At 40.1% G+C, this 23,762-nt stretch carries 21 protein-coding genes; 12 read left to right on the forward strand and 9 right to left on the reverse strand.

Annotated elements, in window-relative coordinates; genetic code table 11:
- Positions 1 to 900: a cell division protein FtsX gene (locus AC0N32_RS12095; RefSeq protein ID WP_476394115.1), complete on the reverse strand. Its 900-nt coding sequence runs from the start codon at positions 898 to 900 to the stop codon at positions 1 to 3.
- 92 nt (positions 901 to 992) lie between these two features.
- Here AC0N32_RS12095 and rsmA point away from each other — a divergent pair, with 92 nt between their 5' ends.
- Complete coding sequence (gene rsmA / locus AC0N32_RS12100) at positions 993 to 1,763, forward strand: 16S rRNA (adenine(1518)-N(6)/adenine(1519)-N(6))-dimethyltransferase RsmA (RefSeq protein ID WP_476394116.1); 771 nt, start codon at positions 993 to 995, stop codon at positions 1,761 to 1,763.
- 78 nt (positions 1,764 to 1,841) lie between these two features.
- Here the strand turns inward: rsmA and AC0N32_RS12105 are convergent, their stop codons facing one another.
- A complete protein-coding gene (locus AC0N32_RS12105; protein ID WP_476394117.1) occupies positions 1,842 to 3,002 on the reverse strand; it encodes a THUMP domain-containing class I SAM-dependent RNA methyltransferase in 1,161 nt (386 codons plus the stop codon).
- Positions 3,003 to 3,136: 134 nt separating this feature from the next.
- On the opposite strand from AC0N32_RS12105, the gene AC0N32_RS12110 reads away from it, so the two are divergent.
- A complete protein-coding gene (locus AC0N32_RS12110) occupies positions 3,137 to 3,862 on the forward strand; it encodes a class I SAM-dependent methyltransferase (RefSeq protein ID WP_476394118.1) in 726 nt (241 codons plus the stop codon).
- On the forward strand, positions 3,862 to 4,590 hold the full coding sequence (locus tag AC0N32_RS12115; RefSeq protein WP_476394164.1) for a ZIP family metal transporter: 729 nt from the start codon (positions 3,862 to 3,864) through the stop codon (positions 4,588 to 4,590). Before AC0N32_RS12110 ends, AC0N32_RS12115 begins: the two co-directional genes overlap by 1 nt.
- Positions 4,591 to 4,674: 84 nt before the next feature.
- Here AC0N32_RS12115 and AC0N32_RS12120 read toward each other — a convergent pair whose 3' ends face one another.
- Positions 4,675 to 6,054 (reverse strand): OmpP1/FadL family transporter, encoded by a 1,380-nt coding sequence (locus tag AC0N32_RS12120; protein WP_476394119.1) that lies wholly within the window; start codon positions 6,052 to 6,054, stop codon positions 4,675 to 4,677.
- A gap of 52 nt (positions 6,055 to 6,106) precedes the next feature.
- Entirely contained in the window at positions 6,107 to 7,138 is a 1,032-nt protein-coding gene (locus tag AC0N32_RS12125) for a prolyl-tRNA synthetase (RefSeq protein ID WP_476394120.1), read from the reverse strand.
- A gap of 180 nt (positions 7,139 to 7,318) precedes the next feature.
- On the opposite strand from AC0N32_RS12125, the gene proS reads away from it, so the two are divergent.
- The 6 genes from proS to AC0N32_RS12155 all read left to right on the forward strand — a co-directional run bounded on the left by proS (position 7,319) and on the right by AC0N32_RS12155 (position 14,237).
- Positions 7,319 to 8,794 carry a proline--tRNA ligase gene (gene proS / locus AC0N32_RS12130; RefSeq protein ID WP_476394121.1) on the forward strand — a complete coding sequence of 492 codons (1,476 nt, stop codon included), beginning with the start codon at positions 7,319 to 7,321 and terminating at the stop codon, positions 8,792 to 8,794.
- Positions 8,795 to 8,919: 125 nt separating this feature from the next.
- Positions 8,920 to 10,221, forward strand: a complete 1,302-nt coding sequence (locus AC0N32_RS12135) for an OmpA family protein (RefSeq protein ID WP_476394122.1) — start codon at positions 8,920 to 8,922, stop codon at positions 10,219 to 10,221.
- A gap of 107 nt (positions 10,222 to 10,328) precedes the next feature.
- A complete protein-coding gene (locus AC0N32_RS12140; RefSeq protein ID WP_476394123.1) occupies positions 10,329 to 11,669 on the forward strand; it encodes an Nramp family divalent metal transporter in 1,341 nt (446 codons plus the stop codon).
- 218 nt (positions 11,670 to 11,887) lie between these two features.
- Positions 11,888 to 12,424, forward strand: a complete 537-nt coding sequence (locus AC0N32_RS12145; protein WP_476394124.1) for a nucleotide exchange factor GrpE — start codon at positions 11,888 to 11,890, stop codon at positions 12,422 to 12,424.
- A 102-nt stretch (positions 12,425 to 12,526) separates the two neighbouring features.
- A complete protein-coding gene (dnaJ, locus tag AC0N32_RS12150; protein ID WP_476394125.1) occupies positions 12,527 to 13,645 on the forward strand; it encodes a molecular chaperone DnaJ in 1,119 nt (372 codons plus the stop codon).
- A gap of 181 nt (positions 13,646 to 13,826) precedes the next feature.
- On the forward strand, positions 13,827 to 14,237 hold the full coding sequence (locus tag AC0N32_RS12155) for a helix-turn-helix transcriptional regulator (protein WP_476394126.1): 411 nt from the start codon (positions 13,827 to 13,829) through the stop codon (positions 14,235 to 14,237).
- 277 nt (positions 14,238 to 14,514) lie between these two features.
- Here the strand turns inward: AC0N32_RS12155 and AC0N32_RS12160 are convergent, their stop codons facing one another.
- Positions 14,515 to 15,402 (reverse strand): DUF808 domain-containing protein, encoded by an 888-nt coding sequence (locus AC0N32_RS12160; RefSeq protein ID WP_476394127.1) that lies wholly within the window; start codon positions 15,400 to 15,402, stop codon positions 14,515 to 14,517.
- Between the two features lie 834 nt (positions 15,403 to 16,236).
- On the opposite strand from AC0N32_RS12160, the gene AC0N32_RS12165 reads away from it, so the two are divergent.
- Positions 16,237 to 17,109 (forward strand): alpha/beta hydrolase, encoded by an 873-nt coding sequence (locus AC0N32_RS12165; protein WP_476394128.1) that lies wholly within the window; start codon positions 16,237 to 16,239, stop codon positions 17,107 to 17,109.
- Positions 17,110 to 17,225: 116 nt separating this feature from the next.
- On the opposite strand, the gene AC0N32_RS12170 is transcribed toward AC0N32_RS12165, so the two are convergent.
- The 3 genes from AC0N32_RS12170 to AC0N32_RS12180 all read right to left on the reverse strand — a co-directional run bounded on the left by AC0N32_RS12170 (position 17,226) and on the right by AC0N32_RS12180 (position 20,538).
- Complete coding sequence (locus AC0N32_RS12170) at positions 17,226 to 17,930, reverse strand: DedA family protein (RefSeq protein WP_476394129.1); 705 nt, start codon at positions 17,928 to 17,930, stop codon at positions 17,226 to 17,228.
- Positions 17,931 to 18,015: 85 nt separating this feature from the next.
- The gene (gene prfB, locus AC0N32_RS12175) at positions 18,016 to 19,128 is read right to left on the reverse strand and encodes a peptide chain release factor 2 (RefSeq protein ID WP_476394130.1); all 1,113 of its coding nucleotides are present in this window, start codon (positions 19,126 to 19,128) and stop codon (positions 18,016 to 18,018) included.
- Positions 19,129 to 19,167: 39 nt separating this feature from the next.
- Positions 19,168 to 20,538 carry an AAA family ATPase gene (locus AC0N32_RS12180; protein ID WP_476394131.1) on the reverse strand — a complete coding sequence of 457 codons (1,371 nt, stop codon included), beginning with the start codon at positions 20,536 to 20,538 and terminating at the stop codon, positions 19,168 to 19,170.
- A gap of 117 nt (positions 20,539 to 20,655) precedes the next feature.
- On the opposite strand from AC0N32_RS12180, the gene AC0N32_RS12185 reads away from it, so the two are divergent.
- Positions 20,656 to 21,558 carry an ABC transporter ATP-binding protein gene (locus AC0N32_RS12185; RefSeq protein ID WP_476394132.1) on the forward strand — a complete coding sequence of 301 codons (903 nt, stop codon included), beginning with the start codon at positions 20,656 to 20,658 and terminating at the stop codon, positions 21,556 to 21,558.
- 2 nt (positions 21,559 to 21,560) lie between these two features.
- Positions 21,561 to 22,406 carry an ABC transporter permease subunit gene (locus tag AC0N32_RS12190; RefSeq protein WP_476394133.1) on the forward strand — a complete coding sequence of 282 codons (846 nt, stop codon included), beginning with the start codon at positions 21,561 to 21,563 and terminating at the stop codon, positions 22,404 to 22,406.
- Between the two features lie 169 nt (positions 22,407 to 22,575).
- Here the strand turns inward: AC0N32_RS12190 and msrB are convergent, their stop codons facing one another.
- Entirely contained in the window at positions 22,576 to 23,679 is a 1,104-nt protein-coding gene (gene msrB, locus AC0N32_RS12195; RefSeq protein WP_476394134.1) for a peptide-methionine (R)-S-oxide reductase MsrB, read from the reverse strand.
- Between the last annotated feature and the right edge of the window lie 83 nt (positions 23,680 to 23,762).

Below are 23,762 nucleotides of genomic sequence, written 5' to 3' on the forward strand. Positions count from 1 at the left end.
TTAAGAATAATATAAATCGTCTACGTTTGATCTTAAGAATCTCCAGGTGGCCACCACCGTACTCAGTACCGTAATAAAAATCCCTACGCCGAACACCAAAAGTACCAGCCAGAAATATTGATTATTGTCCTGTACAAAAGCAGAACCGATCTGGCTTGTAAAGTAATACCAGAGTCCGAACAATACCAAAAGCCCAATAACGGAACCGATGGCACCCAAAATGACAGCTTCAATGATAAACGGCTTCAGAATAAATCTTCTTTTGGCCCCTACCAGCTGCATGGTTTTAATGATAAATCTTTTAGAGAATATTTTCAGACGGATCGAGTTGTTGATCAGCACGACCGCCAATATCAGGAACAGGATGGAAAATCCTAAGATCCATTTAAGGATTCTGCTAAGGTTGTTGTATACATCCACCATTAAGGTACTGTCGTTTTTCACTTCGGCAATTCCGGGAACGGCTTTGATCGCCTTAAGGGCCTGATCGATTTTAGCGGGATCTACGTATTCCGGTTTGAGGGCAATTTCTATAGATGATGGAAAGATGTTTTCTTCGAAGAGGGCGTCCGTATCAATGCCCATGCTTTTTTTAGCTTCCCGGGAGGCCATTTCCCTGGTGATATAAGTGGCTTTTTTTACGGGAGCAAGAGTCTGGATTTCTTTAAAAACCTCGGCTTCCATCTTCGCGATCTTCGCAGAATCTTTGGCGTTATAGTTTTCAGCAAAATAAGCATTTACCACAAGCTGTTCTTTAATATAATCGGAATATTTCTGGGCGTTGATCAGAATAAGTCCCATTAATCCCAATAAAAACAGCACTAAGGCAATACTTATTACAACGGTAATATTGCTAGACCTAAGCCTTTTCTTATTAAATTCATCTACAGATTTAGCCATTAATATTAAAATTTTTGGCTAAAATAGAAAAAAACTTCCGAAATTTGGGAACGAAAAAGAGAAAATCACTGTTAATAAAATCATAAAAAACATTGAGTGTAAAAGCAAAAAAGCATCTTGGTCAGCACTTCCTGACAGATGAAAACATCGCAAGAAAAATAGTGGAAGGCCTGAGTTTTGAAGGCTACCGAAACATCATGGAAGTGGGCCCGGGAATGGGTGTTCTTACCAAATACCTTCTGGAAAAAGACCAGAAGATTTATCTTGCGGAAATTGATCAAGAATCAATCGAATATTTAAAAAACAATTATTCTAAAATCACTGAAGAGACTTTTTCGGGTGATTTTCTGAAACAGGATTTTAAGTTTACGAACGGGGAGCAAATCGCCATCATCGGCAATTTCCCTTACAATATTTCTTCGCAGATTTTATTCCAGATCATTGACCATTATGAGCTCATCCCGGAGATGGTCGGCATGTTCCAGAAAGAAGTCGCAGAGAGAACGGCTGCCGTTCCAAGAACAAAAGATTACGGGATACTGTCGGTGCTGATCCAGGCATATTACGACACCGCTTATCTGTTTACCGTTCATGAAAACGTATTCAATCCTCCGCCAAAAGTAAAATCAGGCGTCATCAGAATAAACCGGAATCCGAAAGAAGGCCTGGCAGGAAATGAAGTTTTATTCAAACAGATCGTGAAGGCCGGATTTAACCAGAGAAGAAAAAAACTTTCCAACGCCCTGAAAGTTCTCAATATTCCCGAGGCTTTAAAAACCCATGAATTTATGGATAAAAGAGCTGAAGAACTGAGTGTCGCAGATTTTATTTCCTTCACCCAACTTTGGAAAAACAATTCGTAAGACGTTGAGATTAAAAAATAAAAGCGTCCCGGAAAATCGATTTCCGGGACGCTTTTATTTTTTTTAAAATTGAATTAATTAATTTTCAAGTTTATGGACTTTTTTGGTTCCTTCGTACATTTCATATTGCAGGAATCTGGTTTCCAGTTTTCCGTTGAAAAGTTTGATTTTTCTCGAAGGACGGAGCCCGATTTTCTTTACCGCTTCAAGGTCAGACGAAATAAGCCACGCTAACGTATTAGGATAATTGGTCTTAAATGTATCTCCTATTTTTTTGTAAAAATCATCATCATTAATAGAAATTCTCTCATCATAAGGTGGGTTGAAAACCATCAATAAAGGGAAAAGTTCTTTTTTGGAATCAAAGAAATTCTGTTTTTTCACTTCGATCACATCTTCCATTTCTGCAGCTTCAATATTCATTCTGGCAGCATTCAGCATTCTGGCATCAATATCATAGCCAACGATTTTCCCGGTAAATTCCCTGACTCTGTTGATTCTGAATTCTTTGATTTTGGAGAAAAGATCGGCATCATAGTTCTTCCAGTTCTGGAAAGCAAATCTTTTGCGGAAGATCTGTGCCGGAAGATCCATAGCGATCATCGCGGCTTCGATCAGCAAGGTTCCGGAACCGCACATGGGATCCAGGAAATTGCCTTTTCCGTCCCAGCCGGCCAGCTGAAGCATACCGCTTGCCAGCACTTCATTGATCGGCGCCTCTCCCTGCTCTCTCCTGTATCCTCTTTTAAACAACGCATCACCGGACGAATCCAAAGATATGGTGATCAGCTCACGGTCAATATGAAGATGAAATTTAATATCCGGACTCCTTGTCTCTACATTTGGACGTCTCTTGAATTTCTCCTGAAAATAATCAACAATAGCATCTTTCATTTTCAGAGTGACAAACTGTGAATGTTTGAAAGTCTCCGAATTCACCGTGGCATCAATCGCAAACGACTGGTCAACATCCATGAATTCTTCCCAATTAAAATTAAAAAGCCTGTCATAAAACTGATGCTGATTAAAGGCTTTAAACTCATGTATCGGAACTAAAATTTTCAAGGCCGTTCTTGCAGAATAGTTTATTTTGTATAAAAAACCTAGGTCGCCTTCACAATTCACCGCTCTGTTTTTAACTTCAACTTTTCTTCCGCCCAGTTTTTTGATTTCTTCCTCAAGAATCTGCTCGAGTCCGAAGAATGTTTTTATCTGAATTTTTATATTTTCTGTATCCATAATTAATTATTAAAAGTTTAAATATTTAAAAACTAAAAGATTAGGTATTACAATTATTGTCTCATTGAATATTTCGATCTTTCAATGTTAAATACTTTTTCATTTTACCGCACAAATTTAGTTATTTTTGCATTATGGAATGGTTTGAATCTTGGTTTGATACCCCTTATTATCATTTGCTCTATAGTAACAGAGATTATACGGAAGCAGAAAATTTTATTACAAAACTTACGGCAGACCTTCAACTGCCACCAAATTCTAAGATTATCGACCTCGCCTGCGGAAAAGGAAGACACTCTGTTTTTCTTAATAAATTGGGATATGATGTTTTGGGACTGGATCTTTCCGGGCAAAGCATCACCTATGACAAGCAGTTTGAAAATGAAACGCTTTCTTTTGCAGTTCACGATATGAGAAACCAGGTATATGCGGACCCTGTGGATGCGGTTTTCAACCTCTTTACAAGTTTCGGGTATTTTGATCACGAAAGTGATGACAGAAAGGTTTTTCAGTCTGTTTATAATGTTTTGAAACCGGAAGGTTTTTTTGTTCTTGATTACCTGAATGAAGAATTTGTACGGAAAAATATGGTTCCTGAGTCTAAAATCTTACGCGGAGATCTGGAATTCCATATTACTAAAAAAATAGAAGGCAGACATATTATTAAAGACATTCGGTTTGAAGACCAGGGAAAGGCTTACCATTTTTTTGAAAAGGTAAAACTTCACACACGGGAAGCCATCAATTCGTATGCTGAAGAATGCGGATTTGAAAGGATTAAAATCTGGGGAGATTATCAGTTGGGTGAATTTAACAAAGAAAACTCGCCCCGTTGCATAAATTTATTTAAGAAAAAATGATAACAGTTGTTTTACTGATCTTAAGTGTCATTTCAGGCGCCGTTCTTGGAAAGCATTTCGGTAAAAAAGAAAAACTGGCGAAGAATTTATTGATTCTAAGTGCCGGATTTCTTATTACCATTTGCCTTAATGAGGTTTTTCCACAAGTATACACCGCGGAAACCGGAAGCAGTTTAGGGATCTTCGTCATTATCGGAGTGCTTCTGCAAATGGTTCTGGAAGCCCTGACCAAAGGCTTTGAGCACGGACATTTCCACCACCACAGCGACCACAATATCCTTCCCTTAGCATTAATGGTAGGACTTTTCATCCACGCCTTTATTGAAGGGATTCCTTTGGCAAACGATGAACACCAGCTTTCACCTTATCTGTGGGGAATTGTTTTTCACAACCTACCGATTTCATTTATATTGGGTGCATTTTTATTCAACAGAAGACATGAAGCCAGGACGACACCTTCTTATCCTTCATTGCTGATTGTTGCCCTATTTGCGCTGGCTTCACCGATGGGAATGCTTCTTGGGAATTACTTCAATCCCGATTTGCAGCCCTACTTTCTGGCTGTTGTAGGCGGAATTTTCCTTCACATTTCTTCCGTTATTATCTTTGAAAGCAATAAAAGCCATAACATCGACTGGGTAAAAATCGGCTTGGTCATCCTCGGGGTTTCACTGGCGCTGACGATGCATCTTTTCCACGACCACTCTCACGTAGGTCATCATCATTAAATCATTAATTAATTTTTATATTTAAATACAAAAAGCTCCGAAAAAAATCCGGAGCTTTTCTTATAGATAATATTCTTATTTAAATTAAAATTTCCATCCAAATGTAATAAAGAAATTGTTTCTTACATTTTTTACATCTGATACAGCGTAAGCATCACTGGAAATCAAACGGGTTGGGGAATAATAGCCTGCTTCGTAATTATTATCAATTACACCATATAAAAACGGATTGCTGTATTTTGAAGTTACATTCTGATAAGAAGCATCGATATAGAACGATCTGAAATCATATCCTAAACCAAGTGACAAAGCATTTCTGTCATTCAGAATCAGATTACTGTAAGATTGTCCTTGCGCAACGCCTCCGTTATCCGTATACCGGTCAACTGTAAGGGCATCAAACGGACTTGAAGCATACGCATATCCTCCTCTTAATCTGAACTGTTTTAATCTGTATTCAGCTCCAATTTTTAATTCTGAAAGATTTTTATAGTTGTCTTTAAAGAAATCATTTAGTTCTGTTTCCGCACCACCGTACACTTTATATTTTGGTCTTGTCAAACCTAATGTGTAATCAACGTTTAATGCAAAACTTTTATTAGCAATGAATGCGGCACTCACTGTAGCTTTTAATGGAGAGGTTAATTTTCTGTCTTCAGAAGCATAATCATCGCCATAGATAGGATCATTGTAGAAATTATAACCTCTGGTAATATTCCAGAAAGTAGGCGTTTCTAATGCGGCTCCCAATCTGAAGTTTGGACTTAACTTTCCAATTACCCCCAGTGATGCCGAAAAACCGTTCCCTCTTTCAGAAAAAGGCGTATTCTGTTTGTTGAAGTTTTCCAAACCTCCATTTGATAATGATCTTAAGGTAGCAGTATCCCACTGCTCCACGGATGAATTAAAAAAATTAAGACCTGCTCCGAGGTAGAAATTATTGTTATAGTTGGCTCCTACCCCAACGCTTGTCTTTGAAACGTATCCGCTACGTTCGTAAGAATGTGCTGCAAAAGAAGAGCTTGTGTTATCCGGGAAATCATAGATTAAATTATTATTTCCTGGAGTGTCGATATAGTTATCAATCGATTGGTTCGAATAATTAACCCCGATATTTACGAATTTCCACGCACTTTCAGTCATGAGCTGAAATGTCATGACAGCACCGATATTTCCAAGATCCCCTTGATTATTATTATAACTGTAAGACGATCCTGCGAATGAAGACGTATTTTTATTGCTTGTGATAGAAAGCGTTCCTGAAACCTCCCCTGAGATAGCAACTCCCAAACCTGCAGGGTTGGTAAGCAAAGAACTTGCATCACCACCCAGAGCACCGTTTGATCCGCCCATTGCATTAAATTTAGCTGAACCTACATTAGGAGCATTTGAATATACATCCACCGTATTTCTAATCACAGAAACATCTTGAGCCTGCGCAAAAAATGCTGCAGAAATACTCATTATTGCTAAAGATTTTTTTAACATTATTTTTTTGAATAGTTATTAATTTAAATTATCTGCCACCTCGGAAGCCTCCGCCTCCACCGCCACCGGATCTGAATCCGCCGCCGCCTCCGCCACCGAAGCCTCCGCCTCCTGATCTGAAGCCGCCTCCGCTGTTGGAATTGTTAAAGCCACCGTTATTATTCCTGAATCCCCCTTCATTTCTTGGCTGAGGTTGAGATTGCTGCTGATAATTGTAGTTTGGTCTTGGCTGTCCCTGATTACGGAAGCCTCCCTGAGGTCTTATCCCTGTTTGATTTCTGAAACCACCATTGGTATTTCCCTGTCTGAATCCTCCGTTGTTACCGGAATTTCTGAAACCGCCAGAATTACCACTGTTCCTAAAACCGCCTGTATTATCCGTATTTCTTCTGAAACCACCGGAATTTGAAGTTACGCCATATTTATTGGCAAAGCTGCCGTTATAAGAATTGAAACCTCTTCCGTTCATCCCGCTTCTTCGGTAAGGAGCGTAGTAGCCTCCTCCCCAGTAGCCGCCGTAGCCCCAGTAAGGATTATATCCTCCCCAGCCCCAATAAGGGTTATAGCCCCAGTAAGGTGAGTATCCCCAGCCCATATTCCAGCCGCCGCCCCAGCCCCATGAGCCTCCCCATGAAAGACCGATGCCCCAGCCGCCGCCGTAGCCCCAGTAAGGATTATATCCTCCATACCAGCCGCCACCCCAGCCCCAGGGAGAACCCCAGCCCCACGAATTATCGTAGTAGTTGGTCTGGCTGCCCGCATACATTCCCCAGTCGGAATCCGTAGCCGTTGTGTTCCAGTTGTAGTTGTTCCAGTCGTTGTACCGTCCTTCTCTTGAATTTGCCTCTGCATTTTGAATAAGGTTAGAATCTTCCTGATAGTAGTCGTAATCTTCTCCTACTCTGTTGCCCCTGTCGTTAATAATAACTCCTTCAGGAAGAGTGTCTTTATTCGGGTCGTAGTAAACGCCATCCGTCTCGCTGTATCCACCCATCTGGGCGCCGCAGGACACAAGTAACAATCCGCCTGCCACCGCCAGAATCCCCCTGGATTTTAGCATGCCAAGCAAATTTTTATGTATATTTCTTTTCATGATAACGTAAAAATTTTTTATTTAAATTATATTTGCAAAATGTACCAAAAATGTACCATCACCCGTGGTACAAAAATCTATCAAAAATAGATTTTTATTTTTAGATAACAATAATAGCGAAAAGTTAAAAAAATTAAAAAAAAATTAATGGCAAAATTAACCTCAAGAAGCGAAGATTACAGCAAATGGTATAACGAGTTGGTGGTAAAAGCCGACTTAGCTGAAAACTCTGGAGTACGAGGATGCATGGTCATCAAACCATACGGCTATGCGATCTGGGAGAAAATGCGTGATGAAATGGATAAAAAATTCAAGGAGACAGGTCACGTAAATGCATATTTCCCCCTATTTGTGCCCAAGAGCCTGTTTGAGGCTGAAGAAAAAAACGCAGAAGGTTTTGCCAAAGAATGTGCTGTTGTTACCCATTACCGTTTAAAAACAGACCCGGACAATCCGTCAAAGCTTATTGTAGATCCTGATGCCAAGCTTGAGGAAGAACTGATCGTTCGTCCTACTTCGGAAGCCATTATCTGGAACACTTATAAAAACTGGATCCAATCCTACAGAGATTTACCGATATTAATCAACCAGTGGGCCAATGTGGTCCGTTGGGAAATGAGAACACGTCTTTTCCTGAGAACGGCTGAGTTTCTTTGGCAGGAAGGGCATACCGCTCACGCTACCAAGGATGAAGCCGTAGAAGAAGCTGAAAAAATGAATAAAGTATATGCCGATTTTGCAGAAAATTTTATGGCCATGCCGGTTATTCAGGGATTAAAGACACCATCAGAAAGATTTGCTGGGGCTGACGAGACGTATTGTATCGAAGCCTTAATGCAGGACGGAAAAGCACTTCAGGCCGGAACTTCCCACTTCCTGGGACAGAATTTCGCCAAAGCTTTTGATGTAAAATTCACCAATAAAGAAGGAAAAATCGAATATGCATGGGCAACCTCTTGGGGAACATCGACCCGTTTGATGGGCGCTTTAATTATGACCCACTCCGATGATTTCGGATTGGTGCTGCCTCCTACATTGGCTCCTATTCAGGTGGTTATTGTTCCTATTTTTAAAGGAGAAGAACAATTGGAACAGATCAGTGAGGTTGCATTGGACATCCAGGCTAAACTAAGAGCAAAAGGAATTTCCGTAAAATTTGATAATGACACGCAAAATAAACCGGGCTGGAAATTTGCCGAATATGAACTGAAAGGCGTTCCTGTAAGAATAGCAATGGGGCCAAGAGACCTGGAAAACAAATCGGTAGAAATTGCAAGAAGAGACAACCTTACCAAAGAAGTTCGTTCTATCGAAGGACTCGATTCTTATATTGAAGAGTTATTGAAAACGATTCAAAAAGATCTTTACACTAAAGCTGCCAGCTTCCGAAAAGACAACATCACCAAAGTTGATTCCTATGATGAATTTAAAAAAGTTCTGGAAGAAAAAGGAGGATTTATCTACGCCCATTGGGACGGGACGGCAGAAGAAGAGGAGCAGATCAAGGAAGAAACCAAAGCGACGATCAGATGTATTCCTTTAGATGATGATATTGAAGAGGGAATTTCTTTGATTTCCGGAAAACCTTCGGCAAGAAGAGTTTTGTTTGCAAAAGCATACTAATAACATCCGTAAAAACAATATTAAATCTGCAAAAACCGGTCGGTTTTTGCAGATTTTTTTTAAATATAAGGTTTTGGACAAATTTTTGATTGCATTACAGCACATTAATCTCAAAATATTTTATTATGTCTCTAAACATTATTGATCTCATTAAAGGACAGCTTGGACCGGCTATGGTTTCACAGGTTTCCTCACAGTACGGAGAAAGTGAAGCCGGAATCTCCAAAGCCATCGGCGGATTACTGCCTGCTGTTGTGGGAGGTCTGGCTAATAATTCAGATAATCCACTTGTTCTGGATGCCATCATGAACCCATCATCAAGCGGGATTTTAGAAAATCTTGCAGGAAATACTACTGATAATTCTTCTGTTGCAGGTATTTTAACCCAAATATTTGGCGATAAAATCACCGGGCTTGTGGATTCCATTGCCACGTATGCAGGAATCGGCAGCAATTCTTCAAGCAGTCTTCTGAACCTGGTAACCGGAGCAGCTGTAGGTACAATTGGTAAGTATGCTGCCGACAACAATCTCGATAAATCGGGAATTTCCAAACTTCTCAGCGATCAGAAAGGAATTGTTTCAACACTACTTCCTGCAGGCCTGTCATTTGCCTCTCTGAGTATGGGTGACTGGGATGCAAGATATAAGTTTGATAATGATAAAGATGCCATTAAAATGCCGACTGAGGAAGAACCAAAAGTTAAAGTCACCAGAAGTACTGCCATGGATGGAACGTTCCCGAACAGACCGACTACCTCTGATAGCGGATCTATATGGAAATGGCTTTTGCCCTTGTTGCTACTGATTGCCGCAGCCTATTTCATCTGGAAACAGTGCGATAAAAAAGAAACAACCACAACAACTACCGTTACGGACTCCGGAAATGTAGTTACGGATACGGTAACGACACGATCTGCTTCCGATACCGCTTCTGGCATGGCCATGACTAAAGTCGATGAAAATATTGACCTGAACGGAACTCCATTAAAAGGCTACAAAGGAGGAATGGAAGACCGAATGATCGCCTTTTTAAAATCTGACGGTTATAAAAACGCTAAGGATGACAACGCCCTGAAAGATACTTGGTATAATTTCGACCATGTAAACTTTAAAATGGGAAGCGCCAACGAACTTGAAGCCGGATCTGAAGGTCAGCTTCAAAACCTGGTAGCCATTTTAAAAGCTTATCCTGATGCAAAGATAAAAATCGGAGGATACACCGACAAAACCGGAGACGAGACTAAAAATCAAAAATTATCTGCTGACCGCGCAAACTTCATCAGATCATGGCTTGAAAAACAAGGCGTCGGTTCCCAAATTACCGGAGCAGACGGATACGGTAGTCAATTTGCGACGGTAGATGCTTCAGCTTCCGATACAGAAAGAGCTGTTGACCGTAAAATGGCCGTAAGATTTGCAAAATAGATCTTAAAAAAATATCACCTGAGATCCCGGAATATTTTCGGGATCTTTGTTTATGATTTTGTAGTATTCATTTATTTAATTACATTTGTTAGTCATTCCTAACATTTATGAATCTGAATTTAAAAAACGCCTGGCGTAAAGATAAAACATCACACTCACTATCCGAAGTTTACTCGTCTGTAAAAGTTCCCCAAAACGGCAGTTTCTGGAGGAAATATCTTGCTTTTGCAGGTCCGGGGCTTATGGTTGCCGTAGGATATATGGATCCCGGAAACTGGGCAACCGATATTGCCGGAGGCGCACAATTTGGTTATACCCTGCTCTCGGTAATATTGATTTCAAACATCTTCGCAATGGTCCTGCAGCATCTCTCCGTAAAACTCGGCGTTGTCGCAGAAAGAGACCTTGCACAGGCCTGCAGAGACCACTTTAGTCCAACCACCAATTTTATGTTATGGATATTCTGTGAAATTGCGATTGCAGCCTGTGACCTTGCGGAGGTAATCGGCTCTGCCATTGCCTTAAACCTTCTTTTTCAAATTCCTTTGACATGGGGAATTGTGATTACCACCATCGATGTGCTCTTTATTTTACTGCTACAGGCCAAAGGCTTCCGGTGGATCGAAAGTATTGTCGGCGGACTCATCTTTATTATTCTTGCCTGCTTTATCTATGAACTGGTTATTTCAAAACCGGCGGTCAATGAGCTTCTGGGAGGATTAGTACCTAAAGCAGAGATTATTCAGAATCCTGCCATGCTCTATATTGCAATAGGAATATTAGGTGCTACCGTAATGCCTCACAACCTTTATTTACACAGCAGCATCGTGCAGACAAGAGATTATCCCCGTAATGCCGAAGGCAAAAAAGAAGCGATCAAGTTTGCTACCTTAGACAGTACCGTTTCCCTGATGCTTGCTTTTTTCATTAATGGAGCCATCCTTATCATGGCAGCCGCTACTTTTCATGTCTCCGGGAATCACGATGTGGCAGACATCCATGATGCCTATAAAATGCTGACTCCTATTTTAGGAGCATCAATGGCCAGTATTGTTTTTGCCATCGCTTTACTGGCTTCAGGACAGAATTCTACCTTAACAGGAACTCTTGCGGGCCAGATCGTCATGGAAGGCTTTTTAAATATTAAATTAAAACCCTGGTTGCGACGCCTGATTACCAGATTAATCGCTGTAATTCCTGCATTGATCGTAGCCATTTTGTATGGTGAAGAAGGAACTACGGAGCTTTTGGTCTTAAGCCAGGTAATATTATCAATGCAACTGAGTTTTGCGGTTGTTCCTTTGGTAATGTTCACGAATGACAAAGCCAAAATGGGAGAATTCGTCAATAAACCTTTTCTCAAAATCTGTGTCTGGATTATTTCTTTTATCATCATTGTTTTAAATTTGTATCTTCTGTATCAGACGTTTTTCAGCCATGGAATTTAGAATCTGATGATGAAGATTTCTAATAAAAAATAAATGATGAATGATGATTGATGATTGATAATTGATACTTGATAATTGATCATTTATAATTGATTTTCTAGCGCAAACCTCTAACCTCTAACTTCTCACTTCCAACTTCCATCCTTTATCTGCCTTATTGTCACCCTTCGTCTTTTGGCAGACTGTTTGTCAATACTAACCCAAATAAATATTGAATTATGGAAAATCAGGATATCAACGAAGAAAGCATCAATAATCAGGAAGAAACGACTATTCAGAATGAAGCGGCATCGGAAGACAATGTGACAGCAAAACCTACTGCAGAGGAACTTTTGGCAGAAGAAAAAGACCGTTACATCAGACTGTACGCCGAATTTGAAAACTATAAAAAAAGAACATCCAAAGAAAAAATGGAGTTTTTCCAATATGCCAATCAGGATATGATGGTCTCTATGCTGGGTGTTCTGGATGACTTTGAAAGAGCGTTGAAGGAAATCGCCAAAAACGGAAACCCTTCGGATCTACAGGGGGTTGAACTGATCTACAACAAATTCAAGAGCAAGCTGACGGAAAAAGGACTGAAAGCCATGGAAGTGAACGCCGGCGACAGTTTCAACGTAGATTTCCATGAAGCAATCACTCAGATTCCTGCGCCATCGGAAGACCTTAAAGGTAAAATAGTGGACGTCATTGAAACAGGATACACTTTGGGAGATAAAGTGATTCGTTTTGCAAAAGTAGTAACAGGAAATTAAATTCATGAATGATAAATGATGAGTGATAATTGATGTACATTCATTTATTTACCCATTTTAAATATCTATTATCATTTATCAATAATCAATTATAGAAGAGACATGTCAAAAAGAGATTATTACGAGGTTCTTGAGATCAGCAAATCTGCATCGGCCGACGAGATAAAAAAAGCATACCGGAAAATGGCTATCAAATATCACCCTGATAAAAATCCGGGCGATAAGGAAGCAGAGGAAAAATTTAAGGAAGCGGCAGAAGCCTATGAAGTGCTGAGTGACGAACAGAAGCGGGCGAGATACGACCAGTTCGGCCATGCAGGAGTCGGAGGAAACGGTGGTTTCGGCGGCGGCGGTTTCGGCGGCGGAATGAATATGGAAGATATCTTCAGCCAGTTTGGTGATATTTTCGGCGGTGGCTTCGGAGGATTTGGCGGTGGCGGCGGTGGTCGTCAGCAGGTAAAAGGTTCCAATTTAAGAATCAGAATTAAGCTGAACCTCGACGAAATGGTCAACGGAACGCAGAAGACCATCAAAGTCAAAAAGATGAAAACGGCAGCCGGCGCGACTTCAAAAGTCTGCCCTACCTGCGGCGGTTCGGGAGTTCAGCTTAAAGTGATGAATACCATGTTCGGGCAGATGCAGACACAGACTACCTGTGGAACCTGTCAGGGAATCGGTAAAGTGGCCGATAAAATTCCTGCAGGAGCCAATGCACAGGGCCTTATTAAAGAGGAAGAGGAAGTAACCATCAATATTCCGGCGGGAGCAAGAGACGGCATCCAGCTTAATGTAAGAGGAAAAGGGAATGACGCGCCTTTCGGAGGAATTCCGGGAGACCTTTTGGTGATCATCGAGGAGGAAGTCGATAAAACCATCAAAAGAGAGGGAGACAATCTTCACCAGGAACTCTACATATCATTCGCCGAAGCGGCATTGGGAACGAAAAGAGAAGTACCAACCGTTGGCGGAAAAGTGAAGATCACCGTAGACGCCGGAACACAGTCGGGGAAAATCCTCAGACTTGCAGGCAAAGGACTTCCAAGTATCGACAGCTATGGAACGGGAGATATGTTTATTCACATTAATGTATGGACCCCTCAGAAGCTCACAAAAGAACAGAAAGATTTCTTTGAAAAGCAAATGAGCAGCGGCGAAATGGTTGCCGAACCATCCGGAAAGGAAAAAACTTTTTTCGATAAAGTAAAAGACTTATTTAACTAAAATACATCAAGGATTCTCTCGGGAATCCTTTTTTTATTGCTGATAATATGTCGGCAGTCCGGATAATTTACCGTCTGCGCCCGATCATGCTGTGTATTTTATTCCTGAAGTAAACTTTTAGGTTTTAGCATATTTCTTTATATTTACTTTCAATTTCAAAATCAACATTAAAAAAAGACAAATGGAACAGAAAATACATCAGGGCAGAAATATCAAACGCTTCAGGGAAATGCTCGGCATCAAACAGGAGGCCCTCGCCTTTGATCTTGGCGAAGACTGGAACCAGAAGAAAATATCTTTGCTTGAACAGAAAGACGTGGTAGAAGAAACCCTGTTGAAGAAAATTTCCGACGTGCTGAAAATCCCGGTGGAGGCGTTTCAGAATTTTGATGAAGAACAGGCGATTAATATTATATCCAATACAATTACCAATCATGAAGGTTCAACTGGAATTGCATATAACTTTCATCCAACATTCAATCCCATTGACAAAGTCGTCGAGCTTTATGATGAAAAAATTGCATTATACGAAAGAATGCTGAAGGAAAAAGATGAGATGATGGCAAAGATGGAAGAGCTTTTAAAGAAATAGTTTTAATAACTTTACGACATAGTGCCAAAATCCAGCATTTTGATTTGCTCCATAGGAGCAATATCTGTGTAGAACTACATCAATCTATTTCTCATATCAGAACTCCGTAGGAGTTCTATCTCATTTATAGCACACCTCCGGCGTGCTTACTGATTTAATCGTATTTTTGCTACACAGATATTGCTCCTCCGGAGCATAAAAATTTCATGTTTATTTTTGACTAAAAAAAAGGAGGCCACCCAACATAGGCAGCCTCATTAAATACTATTTCTCCAATTTATTTTTTTACCGCTAATGAATAGATTCTTTTTCCTGCGGTAAATAACGCTACGGCGAGAAGCCCGCCTGCCAGTCCGAAAACCAGTTCTTTCAGTACAGCCGGCCACTCAGGAAAAAGATGATGAAAATAATCGATTCTGTGGGCAAAAATTCCTCCGGCAACCAGGATCAGTGCAATCGTTCCGATAACACCTAATGCTTTAATGACAATCGGCAAAGCTTTTACCAGCAAATGGCCCAACTTTCCGAAAAACCCTTTGTCATTACTCTTTTTGATTAATTTGAACCCGGCATCATCCATTCTTACGATCAATGCCACAATCCCATAAACGCCTACGGTAGCGATAAAAGCCACTAAACTCGTTACGAGAATCTGTGTGATAAAGGGATGACTTTCTTCAAGAACCGTCCCCAAAGCGATGATGACAATCTCGATTGATAAAATAAAATCTGTGGTAATGGCTGATTTCACTTTAGCCTTTTCTATTTCTTCAGGACTCTGCCCTTTAGTATCTTCGATTTCCTCCTCCACTTCATGGCCTTTTTTGTTGCGGTGGAACAGATATTCGATGATTTTTTCCATCCCTTCAAATGCCAGATACAAACCACCCAGGATCAGGACGTAATTGATCGCCGGAGCATACGCCCAATTGAGTAAAAACACAATAGGCAGGATAATCAGTTTATTGATGAAAGAACCTTTGGTGATGGCCCACAACACCGGAAGCTCGCGCGACGAAAGAAATCCGGTTGCCTTTTCGGCATTTACCGCCAGATCATCGCCCAGAATTCCTGCTGTTTTTTGAGTCGCAATTTTACTCGTTACTGCCACATCGTCCATCAAAGCTGCGATGTCATCCAAAATAGCAAAAAAACCAGATGCCATAGATTTTAATATTTTTTTAATAATTGTTAAACAAAAATAATTATTTAATTTGATTCATTCGATGATTTCATCGAGGTTTTGGAAGAATTAATATGAACCCCCGGTTGAATTCTCATTAATTTGATCCGGCTCAAAATATATCAGTGAATTGCTACCGGTTAAAACTCATTAACCGCTTATATTGATGTTGATTTTTAACCACAAAAGAAGTAAAATCTCTAACACATCAGGCACATTAGATTTTTTAGTTAAAAAATGGCGTGTATTTTAAAGCACATCAGATTAAAAATCAAAGATTTTAAAAACTATTGTTCTTCGTTCTACTATTTAGAATAGTAAAGTGCTGCTCATTCAATGACAGGAACTCAAATTTCATACAAAAACACTTATCCATCAGTTTAAAATCATTAAACACCACCTTTTATCTTGAGTTGCAAACATTAAAAGATTTAAATTTCAGGCTAAAAGGCTCATAAACCAGCCTGAAAGGTTCAAAAACCACGCTTTTACCTTCAATGACGAATCTAAAAGGTTCAAATTTGAGACTAAAAGACTCGATGTTGAGTAAAAAAGAGTCAAAAACCAGTCTTTTACACTCGACGACGAGCCTGAAAGGCTCAAATTCCAGGCTAAAGACTCGTTAACCAGCCTAAAAGCATCAAAAACCAGTCTTTTAGACTCGACGATGAATCTTAAAGACTCAATTTTCAGGCTAAAGGGTCCGTCGGCGAACCCGAAAGGCTGAACAACAATTCTTATTGATGCAATGGTAAAGATTCTGTTAAAGTTTTTGAACGATTTTCTATTTGAATCAATTATCCGTAAATTTATTTCATGAAAAAGCTGATTCTTAAGTATCATTTTTTCGTTCTGGGACTGATCAGCTTTGTATTAAATTCCTGCAATACAAAATTCAGGGTCTGGGTAGGAACGAATAACGAGCAGAAAATTTACAACCTGAAGTACGGCGAAGATAAAAGACAGAAGATGGATGTTTTCCTTCCGTCGGATTATCCGGCAGATTCGCCCGTTGTCCTGATGGTTCATGGCGGTGCCTGGAAGTACGGGCGTAAAGAGCACATGATTCAGCTCCAGAAAATGCTGTTCGAAAATAATATCCCAAGCATTAACATGAACTACCGGCTGGTTTCAAAATCGAAAAAGATCACCTACCGTGAGCAGCTTGAGGACATCGCTTCCGTCATAAAAAAGTTCAATGAACTGGCCGGAAAAGCAGAACTTCTGCCCGACCATTACATTCTTCTTGGCGAAAGTGCCGGCGGCCATCTCGCTTTACTGTACGGTTACCGGAATCCGGAGCAAATCCTTAAGATCATTGCTTTGAGCGCTCCTACCGATTTTTATTCCCCGGAATATTTAAATTCATTTTATTCCAAATATTCTTCTCCAACCGTACAATCTGTTGTCGGAAGCCCATTTAAAAGGAAAAATATTTCCGAGGAATTCAGAAAGGCAAGCCCTATCGCGAATATTTCCCATGTTCCTACCCTGATATTCCAGGGAAACCAGGATTTTCTGGTCAATCAGAAACAGGGCCTGGCCTTAGACTCTGCGCTCACGGCGAATAAGGTCCCTCATAAACTGGTATTCATGAAAAACACGGGACATGCCGCAAGGTTTTTCAACAAGAAAAAGAGAGACCGCATTATTTATCCCAATATTCTGGAATGGATTAAAGATGAGTGATGGGTGATGGGTGATGATTGATTGATGATGGGTGATCGCTGATGGTTGATGGTTTTCAATTAATTCATAAAAAAAGCCTGCTCGTTGAGCAGGCTGGTATTATTTACATTACATTCTTATTCTTCGTCGTCGAATTTATGGTTTTCATATTTTGAGAAATCCTGTTTTTTTCCAAACAAAAACTTAAGGATTACCGGAACTGTTGTGATCAGTACGATAACGATGATGATAAGCTCAAGCTTTTTCTTAAGGTCGATTCCGAATTGGTCGATGAACAATTTATCAAGGTAGTGACCGGCGAAAATCAGTAAGAAAGACCAAAGTACAGCACCGATGACGTTATCTCTCAGGAAATCTTTTTTATCCATTTTCACGATCCCGGCAACGATCGGCGCGAAAGTTCTCACTACCGGCAGGAATCTTGCCATAATGATGGCCAGTGCTCCGTTCTTTTCGAAGAAATCGTGAGCCTGATACAGATATTTTTTCTTAAATAACCAGGTATCCGGTCTTTTATATAAAGCAGAACCTGCTCTTCTTCCGAAATAATAGCCCACTTCATTTCCGATGATCGCCGCTATGGCAACAGCCGAGGCCAGAATAAACGTGTCGAAGAAATCACTTCCTGTAGATCCGAAAGTTTCTCTCATGATGTCGATGGAATAGATCCCCGAAACAAAAAGCAGTGAGTCTCCCGGTAAAAAAAATCCTACAAAAAGACCTGTTTCAGCAAAAATAATAAACAGAATAAGCCAAAATCCACCAAGCTTTATATAAAACTCAGGGTTTAATAAATCTTTCCAATTATTGAAATCTTCCATACGTTTTGATAAGTAACAAAAATAGGATTAATAAACGTCATTCCGAAATTTATTCTCAGATTTTAACGAAATTTAAACATGGGAATTACAAGTCCATATCGTCCTCTGAAACGGCGGTTCCGTCGGCCATGAGGAATGCTTTCAGGAACGGGGTAAGATTTCCGTTCATCACAGAATCGACATCGGAGGTTTCGTATCCTGAACGTACATCTTTAACGAGTTTATAAGGATGCATCACGTAATTACGGATCTGGCTTCCCCACTCGATTTTCATTTTGTTGGCTTCAATCTCATTCCGGGCTTTCATTCTTTCTTCCAGTTCCATTTCGTATAATCTGGAACGGAGCAACTGCATGGCTTTTTCTTTATTCTGAAGCTGGGAACGGGATTCTGAATTTTCAATGATGATCCCGGTCGGAGCGTGACGGAGACGAACGGCGGTCTCCACCTTGTTTACGTTCTGTCCACCGGCTCCGGAAGACCTCATCGTTTCAAAGGAAATATCGGCCGGATTGATGTTGATTTCAATGGTATCATCTACCAAAGGATAAACGTATACCGAAACAAAACTGGTATGGCGTTTCGCGTTGGAATCGAAAGGGGAAATCCTTACGAGCCTGTGCACCCCGTTTTCTCCGCGAAGATATCCGAAGGCAAATTCTCCTTCAATCTCGAGTGTTACGGTTTTTACGCCGGCAACATCCCCTTCCTGAAAGTTCAGCTCGCGGATTTTGTAGCCTTGTTTTTCTGCCCACATGGTGTACATTCTCATGAGCATCGAAGCCCAGTCGCAGCTTTCGGTACCTCCGGCTCCGGCCGTGATCTGTAAGACAGCAGAAAGTTCGTCACCTTCATTGGAAAGCATATTCTTGAACTCAAGGTCTTCTATTTTCTCTACCAGCTGGGGGAAAGTTTCGTCGAGTTCTTTTTCGGAATCGGGATCTTCTTTGGCAAAATCTACGAGAACCTGTATATCTTCAAACTGTGTATGAATTTCCTCGTAAGCTTCCACCCATTTCTTTTTGGAACGGAGCTGCTTCAGGAATGCTTCTGCCTCTTTCGGATTGTCCCAGAATTCAGGAGCTGCCGTTTTTTCATCATCATTGGCTATTTCAATCTTCTTTTTATCGATCTGAAGATATTTGTGGAGGTCATCAATTCTTGACTGAATTTCTTTTATATGGTCGCTGTTTATCACGATTTTTTATTTTTGCAAAAATAAGAAATTTTATTCCGTTTATCCTTTGTGGAGGCCATCAGTTTTGCCTTCCTCCTCATTATGGGAAAAACCGATCACTCTTCGCGGCTCTTCAACTACGCGATAGGCATCCAGCTCGGTCTTAAGATCTTTTACCCTGTTCTGAAACTGGTCGAAATTATTGATGATGACATCGCTCAAAAATCTGGCGATCTGATCGAGGTATTCTTCCGTCAGCTTTCCTGCGGCATCTCTTAGAGCGCCCTTTAAAAGATTCTGGTCGATCTTCAGGTTTTCGTTTCTTGTTTTCTGGTAAAGATTTTTGATTCTTTTCTTTAGGCTTTGCGTAAAATCGATCAGCATGGTATTGCTGAACACTTTCATCTGAGCAGAAATGCTGTGCCAGAAAGGGATTTTATCGGCTTTGTTGTTTTTTAAAATTTTAAATAAAAGCGAGTCTTTCTCCAGATTTTTGGTCATGGCGTACAAAATAATCTCTGATCTTTCGGCAAGATTCGGAGGAAAAACAGGAATCATTACATCAAATCTTCCGGGAGCCAGAATTTCCTCATCGATTTCTGCCACAGAATTGGCAGAGCCTACCATCAGCAGCTCTTCCTGCTCAAATTTTGAAATGTGGTGGAGAATGATTTCCTGGGTTTCAAGATTGCACGACGCGACATTGTTATCTGCTTTCCGGGCCATCATGATATTGTCGAAATCCTCAATAAAAAGCAATACTTTATCTTCTTTCATCATGGCGACGAGGAAGTCATTGAAGTTGGTCTGGGTTCCGTCTACGAATGAAGTTCCGAGGTAATGTTTTTTAACTTCCTTAAACTGATAGCCGATAATCTCGGCGATTTTATTAGCCCAGAAAATCTTTCCGCTTCCCGGCGGGCCATATAAGATGATTCCTGCCGGTTTGTTAATGCCCCAGTCTTTGATCTGCTGTGGATTCAGGAACGGCTCCAGAATCCCGGAAATGTAGAAAAAAAGATCGCGGTATCCGATAAAATCTCTTTTCTGAAGGCTTGTTTTATGCCCGAAATAATCGTACACGAATTGATAATTCCCTCCCAGCCTGTTGTCGATTCCGTAGCTGGAAATGGATGATTTAAAGAGTCCGTTATCAAAAATATTGGGATCTGATTCTTTAATTGCCTTTTCAACCTTTTCTTTGGGCTGATTGATCTTTTCAGCGATCTGCTCGAGCGTTTTGGTTTTGTCGAGATCTTTCTCATAAAGCCTTAAAAACTCGATGTTTTCACGGGCAAATTTCTCAAAGTCTTTTTTTATTTCAAAATTGGTACTGATACAATCGACGAGATCAAGATCAAAATCCTGGATGAACTGTTTGATGGCTTCCGCGGAAACATTCAGTTCTTTTGCTAAATCAACTAATTTCATAACTGTCCATTAATACAATCAAAAATAGCGTATTTGAAATTAAATATGAATTGATTTAACACAAAAACTGTAACAAATTGTTCTTACCACATACTATTAAGATGTAAAACAAATTACATGGAAAAAATTTTATCAGTAAAGAATCTTACTAAAAAATTCAAGAGAGTTGTGGTGAACAATATTTCTTTTGATGTCGAAAAAGGAAATGTTTACGGTTTGCTGGGCCCCAACGGGAGCGGAAAGTCGACGACTTTCGGGATGCTGCTTTCCACCATCAATCCTACCAGCGGAGACTGGTACTGGTTTGGAAAGAAAGGAACTGATCCGGATACGCTGAAGAAAATCGGGGCTATTATTGAGCAACCCAACTTTTATCCTTATCTGAGCGCTGAAACCAATCTGAAGATTGTTGCCGAGATCAAAGGAACTCCTTACCACAGAATTGATGAGGTTCTTCAGACGGTCGGCCTTCTCGAAAGAAAAAAGGACACTTTTAAAACATTCTCCCTGGGGATGAAACAACGTCTGGCGATCGCTTCCGCCATGCTCAATAATCCGGAAGTCATGATTCTGGATGAACCGACAAACGGCCTGGATCCGGAAGGGATTATCCAGATCCGCGAGATCATCAGCAATATTGCCAAGAAGGGAATCACTATTATTATTGCCAGTCACCTTCTGGATGAGATCGAGAAGATCTGCAGCCATGTGATCGTCCTTAAAGAAGGAAATTCAATTTACTGCGGAAGGGTGGATGAAATGACTTCCAACAACGGCTATTTTGAATTGAAGGCAGACAACAATACATTGCTTTTAAATGCGCTGAATGAACTTCAATGGTTTACAGCGGTCAATCAGGACGGTGAAATCCTGAAAGCGCAGATCCGTGACGACGCTTCAATCTCGGCTTCGGCATTGAACCGGAAGCTTGCTGAGCAGGGGATTTACCTGTCACATTTATCGAAGAAAAAGCTTTCTCTAGAATCTCAATTCCTTGAACTTGTAAAAAACACGAAGTAATCATGATAAAATTATTTAAACTAGAATATTACAAAAATCTGAATTATAAGCCATTCAAGATTTTTACGATCCTTTATTTTGCTATTCTTATTGCATTGCTTTTCATCGGGCTGATCGACTTTGATCTCTTCGGAGGAACCATCAACCTGAAAGAACAGGGCATTTATAATTTCCCCGGAATCTGGAATTTTACGACTTATATTGTGGCTTTGCTTAAGATTTTCCTGGGACTGATCATTGTTTTTTCCATTTCACAGGAATTCAGCAACAGGATGTTTAAACAGAATACCATCGACGGACTGAGCAGAAAGGAGTTTATCTCTTCTAAATTGCTTACGATCAGTATTTTCACCATTATTTCTACGATCATTGTTTTTGCCATTACAATGTTTCTGGGTTATCAATATTCAAATACGACTGAATCGGCGAAGGTTTTTGAGGAAATTTTCTTTATCGGAAACTATTTTGTAAAACTCTTTACATTCTTCTGTTTCCTGATGTTTCTTTCTATTTTACTAAGGAAATCTGTTTTTGTTTTTCTTACTTTTTTTGCTATTTGGTTAACTGAGAGAATTCTAGCAACAGTAGAAACATTCATTAAAGTACAGGGAATGCAGGAAGCTCAAAGAAATGAAGTATTACAGAATGACTTTTTTATTTCGAATCTCTTTCCTTTAACAAGTATGTCTAACCTGATTCCAAATCCGATATTAAGGCTAAACATGGCCAAGATGATGGGCCTGAAATACGAATTCCACTACCCTACGGAAAGCATGATTGCCTGTCTGGTTTGGTGCGCGATCTTCATTGTGGGTTCATACTGGATTTTAAGAAAAAGAGACTGGTAAGTCTGATTCAAGATTCAAGATTCAAAATTTAAGATTTAATTCTTTACATAATAAAGTGATTCGTTTTTCGGGTCACTTTTTTATTTTATATATTCTTCATCACAAGCTCGCGGATATAAAAAGAAAAGACTGCCTTTCGGCAGCCTCCTCAATCACTTCACTTAAAATATTACTTTTTATCTTTCTCCAGCAGAGCAATATATTCTCCGTAGCCTTTCTCTTTCATTTCCGCTTTCGGGATAAATTTCAGGGAAGCACTGTTGATACAGTAACGAAGTCCACCTTTATCCGCAGGACCATCATTGAAAACGTGTCCCAAATGCGCATCTCCGGTTTTACTTCTCACCTCTACCCTCGTCATTCCGTGGGAACGGTCCAGTTTTTCATCAACCAGTTGTTTTGTGATCGGTTTTGAGAAGCTTGGCCATCCGCAGCCGGATTCAAACTTATCGGTAGAGATAAATAATGGCTCTCCGGTTGTAATGTCTACATAAATCCCTTCACGGGTTTCATCCCAATATTCGTTTTGGAAGGCTCTTTCAGTACCGTTTTCCTGAGTTACGTTATATTGTTCGGCAGTCAGCTTTTCCTTTAAAACTTTTTTATCCTGTTTCTGATATTTCACTTCTTTTTTCTTTGGTGGGTTGGCATTTCTTGCCATTTCAAATAATCCCGGTTCGATGTGGCAGTAGCCTCCCGGATTTTTATCCAGGTAATCCTGGTGATAATCTTCTGCTTTATAGAAATTTTTCAAAGGAATCGTTTCCACAAGTACAGGTTTGCTGTAGTTTTTTGCCAGCCTAGCCACTTCACCTTTTACGATGGCTTCGGTTTCCTTATCGGTAGAGTAAATTCCGGTTCTGTATTGGTCTCCTCGGTCATTGCCCTGTTGATTAAGGCTGGTAGGATCTATGGTTTTAAAGTAAAGATCAATTAAAAGTTTAAGGTCAACTTCTTCCGGATCGTACTTTACTTTTACCGTTTCCGCAAAGCCTGTGGTGTGGCTCACAACCTCTTCATACGTTGGATTTTCCTTATTCCCGTTGGCATATCCTACTTCCGTTCCTACGACACCGCGTATCTGTTGGAAAAAATGTTCGGTCCCCCAGAAACATCCTCCGGCAAAATACACTTCTTTTACATTTTTGTTGTCCATAATGGTCTCATTTTCTTTTTTTGTTTCGGTAGATTTCATTTTTTTTGAATCTCCGCAGCTCGTTGCAAATACTGCTATTCCCAGAATCATTCCGAGAAATATTAATATGTTTTTCATTTTTATCTTTTTATTCATTTCAAATATTTTGCCTTTTCAAAATCCGCATCTTTCTCATTACAAATTTCGGACTAATTTATTAT

The organism is Chryseobacterium endophyticum, assembly GCF_056333165.1.

Coding starts and splice junctions, on each gene's coding strand:
- AC0N32_RS12135 (WP_476394122.1), top strand. CDS start 8,920: ATGTCTCTAAACATTATTGATCTCATTAAAGGACAGCTTGGACCGGCT.
- msrB (WP_476394134.1), bottom strand. CDS start 23,679: ATGAAAAACATATTAATATTTCTCGGAATGATTCTGGGAATAGCAGTA.
- AC0N32_RS12160 (WP_476394127.1), bottom strand. CDS start 15,402: ATGGCATCTGGTTTTTTTGCTATTTTGGATGACATCGCAGCTTTGATG.
- AC0N32_RS12110 (WP_476394118.1), top strand. CDS start 3,137: ATGGAATGGTTTGAATCTTGGTTTGATACCCCTTATTATCATTTGCTC.
- AC0N32_RS12095 (WP_476394115.1), bottom strand. CDS start 900: ATGGCTAAATCTGTAGATGAATTTAATAAGAAAAGGCTTAGGTCTAGC.
- AC0N32_RS12155 (WP_476394126.1), top strand. CDS start 13,827: ATGGAACAGAAAATACATCAGGGCAGAAATATCAAACGCTTCAGGGAA.
- AC0N32_RS12105 (WP_476394117.1), bottom strand. CDS start 3,002: ATGGATACAGAAAATATAAAAATTCAGATAAAAACATTCTTCGGACTC.
- dnaJ (WP_476394125.1), top strand. CDS start 12,527: ATGTCAAAAAGAGATTATTACGAGGTTCTTGAGATCAGCAAATCTGCA.
- AC0N32_RS12185 (WP_476394132.1), top strand. CDS start 20,656: ATGGAAAAAATTTTATCAGTAAAGAATCTTACTAAAAAATTCAAGAGA.
- AC0N32_RS12125 (WP_476394120.1), bottom strand. CDS start 7,138: ATGCTAAAATCCAGGGGGATTCTGGCGGTGGCAGGCGGATTGTTACTT.
- AC0N32_RS12165 (WP_476394128.1), top strand. CDS start 16,237: ATGAAAAAGCTGATTCTTAAGTATCATTTTTTCGTTCTGGGACTGATC.
- proS (WP_476394121.1), top strand. CDS start 7,319: ATGGCAAAATTAACCTCAAGAAGCGAAGATTACAGCAAATGGTATAAC.
- AC0N32_RS12145 (WP_476394124.1), top strand. CDS start 11,888: ATGGAAAATCAGGATATCAACGAAGAAAGCATCAATAATCAGGAAGAA.
- AC0N32_RS12170 (WP_476394129.1), bottom strand. CDS start 17,930: ATGGAAGATTTCAATAATTGGAAAGATTTATTAAACCCTGAGTTTTAT.
- AC0N32_RS12120 (WP_476394119.1), bottom strand. CDS start 6,054: ATGAGTATTTCTGCAGCATTTTTTGCGCAGGCTCAAGATGTTTCTGTG.
- AC0N32_RS12140 (WP_476394123.1), top strand. CDS start 10,329: ATGAATCTGAATTTAAAAAACGCCTGGCGTAAAGATAAAACATCACAC.
- AC0N32_RS12180 (WP_476394131.1), bottom strand. CDS start 20,538: ATGAAATTAGTTGATTTAGCAAAAGAACTGAATGTTTCCGCGGAAGCC.
- AC0N32_RS12190 (WP_476394133.1), top strand. CDS start 21,561: ATGATAAAATTATTTAAACTAGAATATTACAAAAATCTGAATTATAAG.